General features: G+C 40.7%; 14 protein-coding genes, 2 tRNA genes and 1 other RNA gene. 3 read left to right on the top strand and 14 right to left on the bottom strand.

The genetic code is table 11. From position 1 onward, the window contains the following. Window positions 1-2: 2 nt before the first annotated feature. From rplT to WC441_04380, 14 genes are all read right to left on the bottom strand, one after another. The gene (gene rplT / locus WC441_04445) at window positions 3-350 is read right to left on the bottom strand and encodes a 50S ribosomal protein L20 (protein ID MFA5163733.1); all 348 of its coding nucleotides are present in this window, start codon (window positions 348-350) and stop codon (window positions 3-5) included. 5 nt (window positions 351-355) lie between these two features. Further along, window positions 356-553, bottom strand: coding sequence for a bL35 family ribosomal protein (locus WC441_04440; protein ID MFA5163732.1), 198 nt, complete (start codon window positions 551-553; stop codon window positions 356-358). 48 nt (window positions 554-601) lie between these two features. Then, window positions 602-1,156 carry a translation initiation factor IF-3 gene (gene infC, locus WC441_04435; GenBank protein ID MFA5163731.1) on the bottom strand — a complete coding sequence of 185 codons (555 nt, stop codon included), beginning with the start codon at window positions 1,154-1,156 and terminating at the stop codon, window positions 602-604. 88 nt (window positions 1,157-1,244) lie between these two features. Next, on the bottom strand, window positions 1,245-1,706 hold the full coding sequence (locus WC441_04430) for a hypothetical protein (protein ID MFA5163730.1): 462 nt from the start codon (window positions 1,704-1,706) through the stop codon (window positions 1,245-1,247). A gap of 182 nt (window positions 1,707-1,888) precedes the next feature. Further along, the gene (locus WC441_04425; protein ID MFA5163729.1) at window positions 1,889-2,518 is read right to left on the bottom strand and encodes a Type 1 glutamine amidotransferase-like domain-containing protein; all 630 of its coding nucleotides are present in this window, start codon (window positions 2,516-2,518) and stop codon (window positions 1,889-1,891) included. Between the two features lie 83 nt (window positions 2,519-2,601). Next, window positions 2,602-3,117: a hypothetical protein gene (locus WC441_04420; GenBank protein MFA5163728.1), complete on the bottom strand. Its 516-nt coding sequence runs from the start codon at window positions 3,115-3,117 to the stop codon at window positions 2,602-2,604. 68 nt (window positions 3,118-3,185) lie between these two features. Continuing rightward, window positions 3,186-3,260 (bottom strand) — tRNA-Gly (locus tag WC441_04415). Between the two features lie 7 nt (window positions 3,261-3,267). Then, window positions 3,268-3,351, bottom strand: a tRNA-Leu gene (locus WC441_04410). An 8-nt stretch (window positions 3,352-3,359) separates the two neighbouring features. Then, window positions 3,360-3,749: a transfer-messenger RNA gene (gene ssrA, locus WC441_04405) on the bottom strand. After that, complete coding sequence (gene smpB / locus WC441_04400) at window positions 3,726-4,220, bottom strand: SsrA-binding protein SmpB (protein MFA5163727.1); 495 nt, start codon at window positions 4,218-4,220, stop codon at window positions 3,726-3,728. Before smpB ends, ssrA begins: the two co-directional genes overlap by 24 nt. Further along, entirely contained in the window at window positions 4,186-5,496 is a 1,311-nt protein-coding gene (gene tig / locus WC441_04395) for a trigger factor (protein ID MFA5163726.1), read from the bottom strand. Before tig ends, smpB begins: the two co-directional genes overlap by 35 nt. A gap of 64 nt (window positions 5,497-5,560) precedes the next feature. Further along, the gene (locus tag WC441_04390; GenBank protein MFA5163725.1) at window positions 5,561-7,558 is read right to left on the bottom strand and encodes a sodium-translocating pyrophosphatase; all 1,998 of its coding nucleotides are present in this window, start codon (window positions 7,556-7,558) and stop codon (window positions 5,561-5,563) included. A 23-nt stretch (window positions 7,559-7,581) separates the two neighbouring features. After that, window positions 7,582-8,871 carry a transcription termination factor NusA gene (gene nusA / locus WC441_04385; protein MFA5163724.1) on the bottom strand — a complete coding sequence of 430 codons (1,290 nt, stop codon included), beginning with the start codon at window positions 8,869-8,871 and terminating at the stop codon, window positions 7,582-7,584. 122 nt (window positions 8,872-8,993) lie between these two features. Then, entirely contained in the window at window positions 8,994-9,431 is a 438-nt protein-coding gene (locus WC441_04380; protein ID MFA5163723.1) for a hypothetical protein, read from the bottom strand. 77 nt (window positions 9,432-9,508) lie between these two features. On the opposite strand from WC441_04380, the gene WC441_04375 reads away from it, so the two are divergent. The 3 genes from WC441_04375 to WC441_04365 all read left to right on the top strand — a co-directional run bounded on the left by WC441_04375 (window position 9,509) and on the right by WC441_04365 (window position 12,570). After that, entirely contained in the window at window positions 9,509-10,972 is a 1,464-nt protein-coding gene (locus WC441_04375) for a flippase (GenBank protein ID MFA5163722.1), read from the top strand. A gap of 1 nt (window position 10,973) precedes the next feature. After that, window positions 10,974-11,741, top strand: coding sequence for an RNA pseudouridine synthase (locus WC441_04370; protein MFA5163721.1), 768 nt, complete (start codon window positions 10,974-10,976; stop codon window positions 11,739-11,741). A gap of 67 nt (window positions 11,742-11,808) precedes the next feature. Further along, the gene (locus WC441_04365) at window positions 11,809-12,570 is read left to right on the top strand and encodes a hypothetical protein (protein MFA5163720.1); all 762 of its coding nucleotides are present in this window, start codon (window positions 11,809-11,811) and stop codon (window positions 12,568-12,570) included. Window positions 12,571-12,606 lie beyond the last annotated feature (36 nt).

Here is a 12,606-nt window from a genome sequence, read left to right as displayed (position 1 = left end):
AATTATTTTTTGATTTGCTTAATCAAATTTGCTAAAACCGTCTTATTATTTACGGCTAAATCGGCTAAGATCTTGCGATCGATTTCAATCTTATTATCTTTCAAGAGTTTAATGAATTTAGAATATGACAAATCATGCTCGCGAACAAAGGCGTTTATCTTTATCTGCCACAGGCCGCGCATGGTTCTTTTCTTTTTGCGACGGTCAACGTAAGAATGAGCACCGGCTTTAGTGCGAGCCGTCTTAGCTAATTTAACTAATTTCTTGCGTCCCCATTTAAAGCCTTTGACCTGTTTTAAAAGTTTACGGCGTTTTTTTACATGAGTGGTTCCACGTTTTACTCTAGGCATATTTTTTAGTTATAAGGGGTTAAGGTTTTAATGGTTTTCACCAAAGTCTTAGTAGCGCTAATATCCAAGCGTTTAATACGCTTAGTCTTGCCGCTTTCTCGGGAATTAAAATGATCCTGGCCGCCTTTGCGGTGTTTAATCTTTTTCTTAGCAGTTACCCGAAATCTCTTCACGGTTGCTTGGTGGGTCTTGATCTTTGGCATACGTCAAATGATTAAAAAAACAGGCAAATCACCTGATTTTGAAGCTAATTATTTCTTATTGATTAATAAAATAGTAAACCTTCCCCCTTGTTTTGTCAAGCCTTGCTCTACCTCGATATTTAAAGAAGATTTTTCCTTAAGCTTATTAACGAATTCGTTAATGGTCTCAGCCGCTTTTTCTGGATACTGTTTCTCGCGCCCCTTAAGATTTAGCTCTAATTTTAGCTTATTTTCTTTACTTAAAAACTTTTCTGCCTGGTTTATACGAAAATTAAAATCATGTTCGCTGATCCTGACTGATAAACGGATATTCTTGGTTTCCACCTTTTTTTGCTGGATTTTCTGTTTGTGGGCTTTTTTCTCCATCTCATAACGAAATTGTCCCAAATCTAGGATTTTAGCTACTGGAGGGTCGGCTTTCGGGTTAACTTCGACCAAATCCATATCAAGCTCTTGAGCCCTTTCTAAAGCCTCGCTCGTATCAATGATGCCAACATTTTCGCCATTCTCATCAATTAAAAAAACACGAGGCGAATGGATGTCCTTGTTTGCTTTGAAAAACTTCTTTTCTTTGGCTTCAAGCCGATGGAATTTTATACGCATATGTAATACTAATTTATCGTAAAATTAAGAAATAGTCAAACAAAAAGGCCTGCTTTTAGACAGGCCCTTTTGAAAGAGCTTTTGAGGATTACTTAATCCTCTTAAACATGACACACTTGTCGGTTCCCGGGATAACGACCGGGGCAGTTTCCTCAATGTTGTCCGAGGTGACACCTTCGGTGTCAACACCGATTTTCAGGAGCCACTGCCCCCGGTCATTTTCCTTTTTCTGGTCACGATTGACATCAATGATAACGTACTTTTTACCGGCTTTGCTTTTGATCTTAACGGAAACCGTCGCTGAGACGTTTTTCCCCAGATGCTTAACGTTAAAGCCGAAATAATGAACATTAACATATATCGGTACGCCGGCCTCGTTGACTCCGAAGGTGGCGATACCACGGTGGTAGTGCCGGGGAACTTTGTAGGGAGGATCCCCATAGGTGTGCTCGTTGATTACTTCAACATTTTTTGGGATGAAAACCACTGTTCTCTCCCTGGTTACGACCGTTTCATAGACGGCTTTACTGATTTCTGCTGCTACTTCCATTTTCTACTGGTTTGTTTTTTATGTGTTTATTTTAAGTGTTTATTTTGCTTATTTTGGATAAAAAGATCTAAGATAAACTATAATAACATATAAAAATATTATTGTCAATAACCACTAACTTCTAAGCAAAAACGGCCTTAACCGGCCATTCTTGTAACTTAGCTAATTTTTTCTTACCCAAATTAATGTTTTACCTCTACGATTCTATACCAATCGGACTCCACTTGGATATATTGGTAGTCATTTAAGAGTATAAGCTTATTCTTAGTGTTGTAGTTATGGGCTAATCTATGGTTAAGATACCTTTCCTTAAAATGTTTGCTACCCCAATGAGGGAAAACAACAAAATCCACCAAGCCCAAGCCTTTGTAGCCTTTAAGTTTAGGTGCCTGTTTCAAATTATCGAGTTTATAGGTGGGATAAATATCAGGACCAGCCACGATAGAGCCGGCGCTGGTACTGATATAAATCTTGCCGGATTTAACCGCCTTCCTAAATAAATCAGCTGATTGGCTGAGTTGTATCTGTTGGAGAAGATAAAAAGTGTTACCACCGGTAAAATAAATGACGTCGACTTTTTTAATTTCTTTTGCTATTTCCTGTTTTGTTTTACCGCTTAATGTATAGTCAGTGATTTTAAAGCCGGCCTTAGTTAAAGCATCTTTGTCTGCTTTCTGCCAAGCTTCACCCAACTTTAGCTCACAAGCGGTATAGATATAGAGCAAGCGCTTACCTTTTGCCCCACCAATTTTTTTAGCTATATCTTGAGCGATTAACTTAACGCTAGAAGTTAAAAAAATCCTTCTAATCATATATTTAAAATCTTTATATTTGAATTATAGCACATCTAGAGAGATTGTTTTTGTGTAGCCCTATTTTACAGTTTGGTTATAAATTAATAAAGTTTAAATTTGCTATTCATTCCAACATACCAAATTTCTTTAAAGCCGGAGCCTTCCAGCAAACAAAGATTATCAGCTTTCATTTGGCTCAAGATGCTAGCGGGTATATCTCCTGCGTCATCAGCCAACAAAACAATATCGTTTATATCTTTATTTTGTTGTCTATACTTTTCAATTTTTTCTCTTATAGAACAAACAACATCGGCACATGTAGTCTCAACCTCATTATCAAACTTTTTAAAAATAGTTTTATTGCTCCGTGCAAATAAAACTATTTTTCTTCTGTGTTTTCTTCTTTCTGCGCTGTAGACTCCAATCTTACCGGCCTGGTTTTTGTCTGCATTAACTATCTGGAATTTTTTAAATTCTTTATTATTGATATGAACTAATACATCTACTCCTTTTTTATCCAAACAATTATTTTGTTCCATTTTGAGATAGTCCTCCCCAAATAAAAAACGTTCGACACACTCCTTCTCTGATTGTTTTTTGCCTTCTCTCAAATCCATAAAGTTTATAAAACAAAAACCCTCATTACGAGGGTTTTTGTAATCTGGGGGTTATAAACCCCCGTAAATGGAGCGGGTAGGGGGAATTGAACCCCCCTCTCGACCTTGGCAAGGTCGCATAATAGCCACTATACGATACCCGCATAAACGTGCCGCGGGAGGGAATCGAACCCTCACTGTATTGCTACAACTGGATTTTAAGTCCAGCGCGTCTACCAGTTCCGCCACCGCGGCCTTAACATTAGTGGAGATGATGGGACTTGAACCCATGTCCAATAAGTTTTCCTAAATACATTTACAAGATTAGACCGGTTTAGTTGATTTTCACTTTACCCATATTAAGCCGGACAAAAGCGGATAAAGCTATCTCCATTTGATTTCGACTTGGATCTTAGAGAAGAATCCAGATCTAGTTCCATGAATAACACCGGTGGCCGCTTATGGAACCTAGACGGGCCGATGGTTACAGCCGATTTTTGTTAGGCCATAACTGGAGCGAAACTTGGAACATTCCAAGTAAACGCTCTTGCCATTTTTTTGGCATTTGTATTTTTGTAAGTTATTTTTACGTTCTAACTAAAACACGCCTTGAATATTTAGAAAAAATCTTACTGTCGATTCCTGTCATCCCCTGGCACAGTTTTTCTCTTTGTTAAGGTCCGGAGGCGCCGGTCTAGTTCTCTTTTCTTAATACTTTCTCGCTTATCAAATTTCTTCTTTCCGCGCGCCAAAGCGAATTCCAACTTGATAAAACTATGATTAGTATATATTTTTAGCGGGATTAATGTCAAGCCTGTCTGCTGCTTCTTGCCTAACAAACTATCTATCTCTTTTTTGTGTAATAATAGCTGGCGATCACGGCTGGGATTATAGTCCTTGATGCTTTTAGCCATCTTATAGAGACTGAAGTTAGCGTTCACTAGATATAGTTGCGGACGCTTATTTTTAGCTCCGCGGATACTTATATAGCTGCCGCTTAAATTAATCTGCCCATCACGGGCACTTTTAACTTCGTGGCCGAACAAAACTAAGCCAGCCTCATATTTATCGAGAAGTTCATAATCAAAACTAGCCTTCTTGTTGATCGCGAGAGTCGGCATAATTCCACTCTTTTAGACTTTTAATCACTTTTTCATTGCTCAGTAAATTCTCTAGGTACTGGCGATAGTGGGCTTGGCTTATCATGTCTTGTATTTCTTTCTGGTTCTTATACCTAGTCTTTAATTCTTCAAGCTTATTATCGATCTCTTTCCCACTCACTTTTATCTTTTCGATAATAGCGATTTCTCTGATAGCTAGAGCGGTCTTCACCCGTTTCAAAGCACTGGGGGTAAAATCCATAATCAACTGATCTTTGCTTTTCTTGAGATGGTTTAGATAATCGTCGAGTTTGGCGCCTTGCTGGGATAAGGATTGTTCTAACTCGCCTAACATCACCTGAATTTCATTATTCACAAGAATGTCTGGCAAATCGCCAAATTTAGCACTACTGATAATCTTCTCTAACATCTCAGCTTCATACTTATGTTCCGCTTGATGTTTCTTTTCGTGCTCTATATTTTCTTCTAAGGCTTTAGACAGTTCTGAAACATTCTTAAACTGAAAGATGGCGGCAAACTTATCATCCAACTCAGGCACTTGACGGTCATAGATCTCTTTTGTCTTGACTTTGAAACTAACCATTTTCCCGGCTAAATTTGCCTGGTGATGATTGTCTGGGTAAAGCAAAGAAAATTCTCTGGACTCATCCTTTTTACTTCCTTCTAATTTTTTATCAAAACCAGGAACGAAATAATCCTTGCCTAAAATCACGGCGACATCCTTAGATTGGCCGCCTTCAATCGGAACTTTATCTAAAAACATCTCCACATCAATAATCACTTTATCGCCGATCTTAGCAGGCTGTTCACTGATTACTTCTTGAGCACGCATTTCCCTAAGATCGCGCAGAGTTTTTTCTAATTCTTCTTTAGACACCTTGACCTCCTCTACTTTAAGGTTGAATCCTTTGTATTCTCCTAGGCTTATTTTTGGAAGCAAGGATAAAATAACTTTAAATTCCATGGCATTGCCGGGAGCTAATTTAGTGATTTCTATCTGTGGTTGCCCCACCGGGTCCTGTCCAATCAGATTTTCCTTGATTATTTCATCAACTTGCTTTTCGATAAAGAGATGAGCGGCTTCTTCTAATATGGTCATTTCACCAATCTTCTGCTTCAAGATGTCATAAGGAGCCTTGCCAGGACGAAAACCCTCAACCTTAACCTGTTCAGAAACCTTTTGGGCACCCTTTTCAAGATAGGGTTGAAGCTCCTCTCTAGAAACCTCTACCAATATTTCCATTTGGGATTTAACTAATTCTTTTTTTTCAACTTTCATATATATGCCGTTAATATAAGCAGGCTGGTAGCCTGCTTATATTTTTTCATTATTTATATTAGTCCTACATCAGTAAAGACACAATCAATAAAGCCACGATGTTAAGAACCTTGATCATTGGATTAATCGCTGGACCAGCTGTATCCTTATACGGATCGCCGACCGTATCGCCGGTAACGGCTGCTTTATGCGCATCAGAACCTTTGCCGCCAAAGAAGCCAGATTCAATATATTTTTTAGCATTGTCCCAAGCGCCTCCGCCGGAAGTCATAGAAACAGCCACGAAGATACCGGTAACGATTGAGCCGACCAAAAGGCCACCCAAAACTTCCAAGCCATGACCCATAAAGGCAAAGCCAACGATAATCGGGACCAAAACCGGAATAAGGGCTGGGCCGATCATTTCTTTGATAGCAGCTTTAGTCACAATATCTACGGTACGGCCATAATCAGGTTTGTCTGTTCCGGCCATGATGCCAGTCTTCTCTTTAAATTGAGCTCGAACATCTTCAACTACGGAGCCAGCAGCCTTGCCGACCGCTTTCATGGCCATGGCGCCGAACAGATAAGGCAAGAGACCGCCGATAAAAAGACCAATCAAAACATAAGGGTTATCAATCAAAAATTGGGCGCTACCACCATTGGCCTTAATCTTGTAGGTAAAGTCAGCAAACAGGACTAAAGCGGCCAATGCGGCTGAACCGATGGCATAACCCTTGGTAACAGCCTTCGTAGTATTACCCACCGCATCCAAAGGATCAGTGATATTGCGGACATCGTCTCCGAGTTCGGCCATTTCAGCAATACCGCCAGCATTATCAGTAATCGGGCCGTAAGCATCGATAGTAACGATGATGCCAGCCATGGATAACATGGCCATAGCAGCGATAGCCACTCCGAACAGACCAGCTAAAGCATAAGAGCCGAGTATAGCCAGAGCGATTACGATTATCGGCCAAGCGGTTGACTTCATAGAAACTGCTAAACCGGCGATAACGTTAGTACCATGACCAGTTTTAGAAGCTTCAGCAATACTCTTCACCGGATTGAACTTGGTAGAAGTATAGTATTCAGTGATTACCACTAAAAGACCGGTAACTGCTAAGCCTATTAGGGTAGCAAAATAAATATTCAAAGCTAAAGCAGCATCACTGATTAAAAATCTAATCAAAGGATAAAAAGCTGCAGCGGCTAACACTCCGGCAGCAATCAAACCTTTATATAGGGCGCGCATTATATTCTTACCCTTGCCTAAACGGATAAAGAAGATGCCGATAATCGAGGCGATGATAGAAATCGCTCCCAAGAATAAAGGTAATAAAATAATATTTTCATTTCCTACAAACGCCAAAGAGCCTAAGACCATGGCGGCAATCGAGGTCACTGAATAAGTTTCAAACAAATCAGCGGCCATGCCCGCGCAATCACCAACATTGTCGCCGACATTATCAGCGATAACCGCTGGATTGCGAGGATCGTCTTCCGGGATACTGGCTTCGACTTTGCCGACTAAATCAGCGCCGACATCAGCTGCTTTGGTATAGATGCCGCCACCTAAACGGGCAAAGATAGAGATTAAAGAACCACCGAAAGCAAAACCAATCAAGGCGTGTAAATCTTTAGTTATGAAATAAAAACCAGCCGTTCCGAGCAAAGCTAAACCGACCACCAACATACCAGTAACGCTGCCACCACGAACAGCCACATTCAAAGCTTTCTTCAGACCGCCCCGAGCGGCTTCAGTAGTACGGACATTAGCTCTCACGCTCACGAACATACCAATATAGCCGGTCAGAGCGGACAAAATTGCCCCCGCCAAAAAAGCTAGGGCAGTCGCCCAGCCAAGAGCGGGGACAAAACCAATTACCAAGAACAAAACTAAGGCGACCATAGCCACTGTCTTGTATTGACGATTCAAGAAAGCTTTAGCACCAGCTTGAATGGCTTTCGCAATCTCTTTCATTTTTTCATTGCCTTCCGGCAGACGCAGAATAGAAGCGATGGTGATTGCCCCGTAGATAATGGCGACCACTGCGCTAGCGAGAATTAAAAACGTAGTCATAGTTTCAAGATTAATATTTATAATTATTTAGTTTTTTTAGTTTTAGGCTCTTTCTTAGCTTTTTTCTCCTTTGCTTCTACTTCCGCCGTTTCTGGCTCAGCTGGTTCTGCCTCGGTTTCTTCAGAAACATCGGATGGCAAGACTTCTTCTTCGCTGGCTAGCACTTTTTTCTCACCTTCTTCTCCCGCTTCAATGATGTCTATTTTCCAGCCCGTCAAATGGGCAGCTAAGCGGACATTCTGGCCATTTTTCCCGATTGCTAAGGATAATTTATCCGGACTAACCTTGACGATTGCCTTTTTCTGCTTATCATCTATCTCAATACTGATAATTTTAGCCGGAGCTAAAGCATTGGCCACAAATTTCTCTGGATCATCGCTATACTCTATAATATCCACCTTTTCCCCGCCTAATTCACTGATAATAGTTTGGATTCTAGCGCCTCTTTGTCCAACACAAGATCCGACTGGATCAACATTCTCAGCCTCTGTATAAATAGCCACCTTGGAACGAGAGCCAGCTTCTCTGGCGACCGCTTTTAATTCTACCAGGCCATTGGAGATTTCTGGTATCTCTAGATAGAAAATCTTCTTAAGGATTTCCTCTGATTTGCGGGACAGGATAATTTCCGGACCTTTAGGGCCAGACTTAACCTCTTTTACGTAAACCTTAACTCTTTCTCCTGGATTATAGCGTTCATTATAAATCTGCTCTTCCAGTGGCAAGATGCCGATCGCTTTTCCCAAGTCAACCAAGACGAAGCGGCCTTCGCGTCTTTGTACTATACCGCTAATCACCTCTTTCTCCTTATCTTTGAATTCTCTTAAAATCATATCCCTTTCCATCTCTCTTAATTTCTGCACTATTACCTGCTTGGCAGTTTGGGCGGCCATACGACCATAGCTATCAGGGATAGGGAGCTCGGTTAGGATTTCTTCTCCGATTTGGGCGTCATGTTTAAGAATCAGGGCTTCCTTGTGCTGGATCTCGGTTCTTGGATTAAACTTCTTCGCCTCGGCTTCATCAGTTGCTTCCTCGATCGTAATAATCTTGCCGTTCTCTTTAGGGTCATTTAGGCTCTTTCTCATCTCCTCTTCAATGTGTTCTGGTAAATTTTCCACCACGGTTTTCACGTCAAAAATGGCGGTCTTGCCGGTTTGAGGATCAAAGTCAACTTTGATATTTTGGTTTTTCTCACCGTAGTCCTTACGATAAGCGGCGGCTAAGGCCAACTCAATCGCGCTCACAACGGTTTCGTAATCCAGATTCTTCTCTTCGCAAATCTGTTTGATTGCACTGGATAATTCTGACATATTTTTTGGACGGGGCAATTAACCCCTTATTAAGTATTTAATTGTCTAAAATTGGCTAGATAAAAAGCTAATTGTAAATACAACTAGCTTTATCTATATAATATCACTGTCTAATAATTTGTCTAGTGGTACCAAGGTCCGTATAGATAGCTGGTCTGACCGGTGGTAATCGCTCGTAATCTGACTAACAAAGCGAAACTGATGGCCCAAGCCATTAAGACGATGCCTAAGCCGATGGTGGCATTTTTGATATAACCCAAAGCTTCAGATACCTTCTGCTCATTACCGCCAGCCGTCATATACTTGAATCCGGAAATTAAGACCAAAACCAAAAAGATTAAAGCTAAAAATAACAAAACTGTATTAATAATCTTCACCACGGTCACCCTGACATCCTCTGGCTGACTCTGGCCATAAGCATTCTCACCGATTGTCTGCACTCCAACCTGTTGGTCCCAGAGATTGCCAGCTAAGGCCTGAGAGTGGACAAAAAAATTAATGCTTGTTATAAGGGACAGACTAAGAATGAAAGCAAAAAAACGCTTCTTAGTAATTTTCATAGGGTTTTGATATAATAAAAACAACATTATTATTATAGCAAATAAAGTTCCGGCTACCAAGGCCTTATTTTGGCTTTATGTCTTTAACTAAAAAGATCGCCTACAATACTTTTATCCAAGTCGCCGGAAAAGTGGTGTCCACCGTTCTTGGCCTTTTTGCCTTGGCTTTAATGACTAGATATTTAGGCCAGACAGGTTTCGGCCAGTATACGACCATTATCACCTTTGTCTCCTTTTTTGCGATTATCGCTGATTTAGGATTAACCCTGGTAACAGTACAAATGATTAGCACTATCAAAGATGAAACCAGCCGGATAGTAAATAACTTATTATCACTGCGCCTGGTTTCTATCCTCTTTTTTCTCGGCTTAGCGCCGCTAATCAGCTTCTTTTTCCCCTATGACAACCTGATTAAACTGGGCATCATAATCGCGGCCATCAGCTTCATCTTTCCCGCCCTCAACCAAATCTTAGTTGGCCTATTCCAAAAAAACCTCAAAATGGAGGCTGTTTCTTTATCGGAAATCCTCAGCCGCATAATCTTAGTCGGCGGCATCTATCTGGTCATCTTCCGGGATAGCGGGATAAATGGCATCTTATGGGCAACCGTGGCTTCGGCGGCCGGCAGCTTCTTAGTCCTATATCTCTTTTCTAAACGTTTTGTAAAAATAAAATTCCAGATAGATTTAAGCATCTGGAAACAAATCATTAAAAAAACCTGGCCGCTGGCGATTACCATAGTCTTTAACTTACTCTATCTTAAAGCCGATATCCTCATCTTATCCATATTTAAAGACCAAAGCGCAGTCGGCTTATATGGCGCTGCCTATAAAATTATAGATGTCCTAACAACCATCCCCTTTATATTTGCCGGCATCATCCTGCCCATCCTGAGTGCTGATTGGGCTAATAAGAATCAGGAACATTTCAATAAAATACTGCAAAAAGCTTTCGATGTTATGGTTATCTGCGCCATCCCGCTAGTAATCGGCACCCAATTTCTAGCCGAACCGATAATGCACTTTGTCGCCGGCGACGATTTTAATGCCGCTGGCCTAATCCTGAAAATATTAATCGTGGCTATCGCTGCTATTTTTATGGGTTGCTTATTCGCCCACGCTGTCATCGCCATCGATAAACAAAAACAGGTAATCGGCGCCTATATCTTTACCGGCCTAAGTTCGTTGTTAGCCTATCTGTTTTTTATCTACCATTATTCCTACATTGGAGCGGCGGCCGTCACGGTCTACAGTGAAGTGATAATCGCCTCTTTCTCAATCTATTATGTCTGGCGTTATAGCCGCTTCCTGCCAAAATTAAAAATGTTTTTCAGATCTTTGTTTTCCGCTTTGATTATGGGCCTAATCCTCTATTTCTGCCCGACGAACTGGCTAAACTCTATCCCCGGACTCCTGAGCGTGGGTGCTGGAGCGGTAGCTATTTATTTAATTCTGGTTTTTGTCTTCGGCGGCTTCACTAAAGATGATTTGAGTTTGATTTTTGGGGATAAGCCGCGTCGCCACCTAACCCCATATAACTAAAATGAAAAATAATATTTTGGAAATAATCCAGGAAACTGATGATTATTTAGTAATTAATAAGCCCGCCGGACTAATCGTCCATGGCGGTCCGGGCATCAAAGAAAAAACCTTGGTAGATTTTTTATTACAAGAGCGTCCAAAATTAAAAACCGTCGGCGAAGACCCGCTTCGCCCTGGAATCGTCCATCGGCTTGATAAAGAGGTGAGCGGTTTAATGGTAATAGCTAAAAACCAGGCTAGCTTTGAACACCTTAAAAAACAGTTTCAAACCAGGGATATAATCAAGGAATATCTAGCCTTAGTCTATGGGAAAATTAACAAAGAGGAGGGAGAAATAAATTTTCCTATCAAAAGAGCCAGTAGCGGCCATAAGATGGCAGCTCTGCCCTTGATAAAAAAAGGCTTAATCGAGAAGAAAAGCCTATCCGATAGAGACCAGGGAACCAATGCTGCTCTAATGGCCTCTCGGGAGGCGATTACTCTTTTCAAAATCAAACAACGGCTGATTAATTATACCCTATTAGAGCTTAGGATTAAGACTGGGCGCACCCATCAGATTAGAGTCCACCTTTCTGCCTATGGGCACCCCTTGGTCGGAGACGACCTCTACGGTACGGCTAAGACCAGAATAAAAAACAAAAAAATTGCCTTGGGCAGAATTTTCTTGTTTGCCCAAAAACTTAGTTTCAAGGATATTTCAGGAGAAAAACAGGAATTTAAGCTAGCGCTAGAACCGGAACTAGAAGCTTTTCTAAAAAAACTCAAATAAACCTTAAGGAATTTTTAAACGGAATTTATTCGCTTAAGTTATCATAAAAGCCTAGCAATAGGCTTTTATGTTTTTGATATCAAAAAAAATAAAAAACTTTTTCTTGCTCAGCTTTTTCATTCTCCTGCCCCTGCTATCCGCCCAAGCTGCAGTAGATATACCCGACCAAAGCCTGGTTAGAATCCAGGGGCAGGCCCTAAGCCGACCAGGACAATTTGGCAAACAATTCTTCTATTTATACCATCAGGGTGAAGTTGTCCAAATATATAATTATTGGCAACGCTTTCCCGAAATATCTTTGGGGGATTACTTAGAAATCAGAGGCGTCTTTTCTCGCTTAAGCAATGGACCCAGGATCAAGACCAAAGAAATCAGCGACATTTCGACTATTAATAAGAGCGAGGGGAAAACGGATTACCAACCGGAAACAATAGAGTCTCTAACCGATTTAGAAAAGCAGAGTAAAATTAGCTTAGCCAAAATCAGGGGCTCAGTCAGCCAAATCAAAGGAAACATTATTAAGCTTAAAAATGATTTTCACGAATTCACCGTAGATATGCAGAATCTTCCTCAATTCTCAAGTAATTCTTTGGCTAATAGCAGCCAACTGTCTATCAGCGGACTTCTCTTTAAAAAAAGTGAAAGCCTCAGGATTTACCCGCTTAAGACTGATGATATAAGGATACTAAGCGCCCCATCTGGTGCCGCCACCAACACCCCTTTAATAAATACGGAAAAAAGCGATAATCTAGACAAGAAAACAATCTTGAAATACCTGGGGTTAATTTTGACTTGCCTGTTAATTTTTACTATAATAAGAAAGCCTTAATACAAATTAAATTATTTTTTTATTACAAGCCAGCTC

This window comes from Patescibacteria group bacterium, from assembly GCA_041651355.1.
In the GTDB taxonomy this organism is placed as follows: Bacteria; Patescibacteriota; Patescibacteriia; order Patescibacteriales; family UBA12465; genus JAPLVX01.
The sequence above is the reverse complement of the archived record's forward strand: the minus strand, read 5'-3'. Positions and strand labels throughout refer to the sequence as shown.

Excerpts from the sequence above, each read along its gene's own strand:
- rplT (MFA5163733.1), bottom strand. The coding sequence starts at position 350 with ATGCCTAGAGTAAAACGTGGAACCACTCATGTAAAAAAACGCCGTAAA.
- WC441_04440 (MFA5163732.1), bottom strand. The coding sequence starts at position 553 with ATGCCAAAGATCAAGACCCACCAAGCAACCGTGAAGAGATTTCGGGTA.
- infC (MFA5163731.1), bottom strand. The coding sequence starts at position 1,156 with ATGCGTATAAAATTCCATCGGCTTGAAGCCAAAGAAAAGAAGTTTTTC.
- WC441_04430 (MFA5163730.1), bottom strand. The coding sequence starts at position 1,706 with ATGGAAGTAGCAGCAGAAATCAGTAAAGCCGTCTATGAAACGGTCGTA.
- WC441_04425 (MFA5163729.1), bottom strand. The coding sequence starts at position 2,518 with ATGATTAGAAGGATTTTTTTAACTTCTAGCGTTAAGTTAATCGCTCAA.
- WC441_04420 (MFA5163728.1), bottom strand. The coding sequence starts at position 3,117 with ATGGATTTGAGAGAAGGCAAAAAACAATCAGAGAAGGAGTGTGTCGAA.
- tig (MFA5163726.1), bottom strand. The coding sequence starts at position 5,496 with ATGAAAGTTGAAAAAAAAGAATTAGTTAAATCCCAAATGGAAATATTG.
- WC441_04390 (MFA5163725.1), bottom strand. The coding sequence starts at position 7,558 with ATGACTACGTTTTTAATTCTCGCTAGCGCAGTGGTCGCCATTATCTAC.
- nusA (MFA5163724.1), bottom strand. The coding sequence starts at position 8,871 with ATGTCAGAATTATCCAGTGCAATCAAACAGATTTGCGAAGAGAAGAAT.
- WC441_04380 (MFA5163723.1), bottom strand. The coding sequence starts at position 9,431 with ATGAAAATTACTAAGAAGCGTTTTTTTGCTTTCATTCTTAGTCTGTCC.
- WC441_04375 (MFA5163722.1), top strand. The coding sequence starts at position 9,509 with ATGTCTTTAACTAAAAAGATCGCCTACAATACTTTTATCCAAGTCGCC.
- WC441_04370 (MFA5163721.1), top strand. The coding sequence starts at position 10,974 with ATGAAAAATAATATTTTGGAAATAATCCAGGAAACTGATGATTATTTA.
- WC441_04365 (MFA5163720.1), top strand. The coding sequence starts at position 11,809 with ATGTTTTTGATATCAAAAAAAATAAAAAACTTTTTCTTGCTCAGCTTT.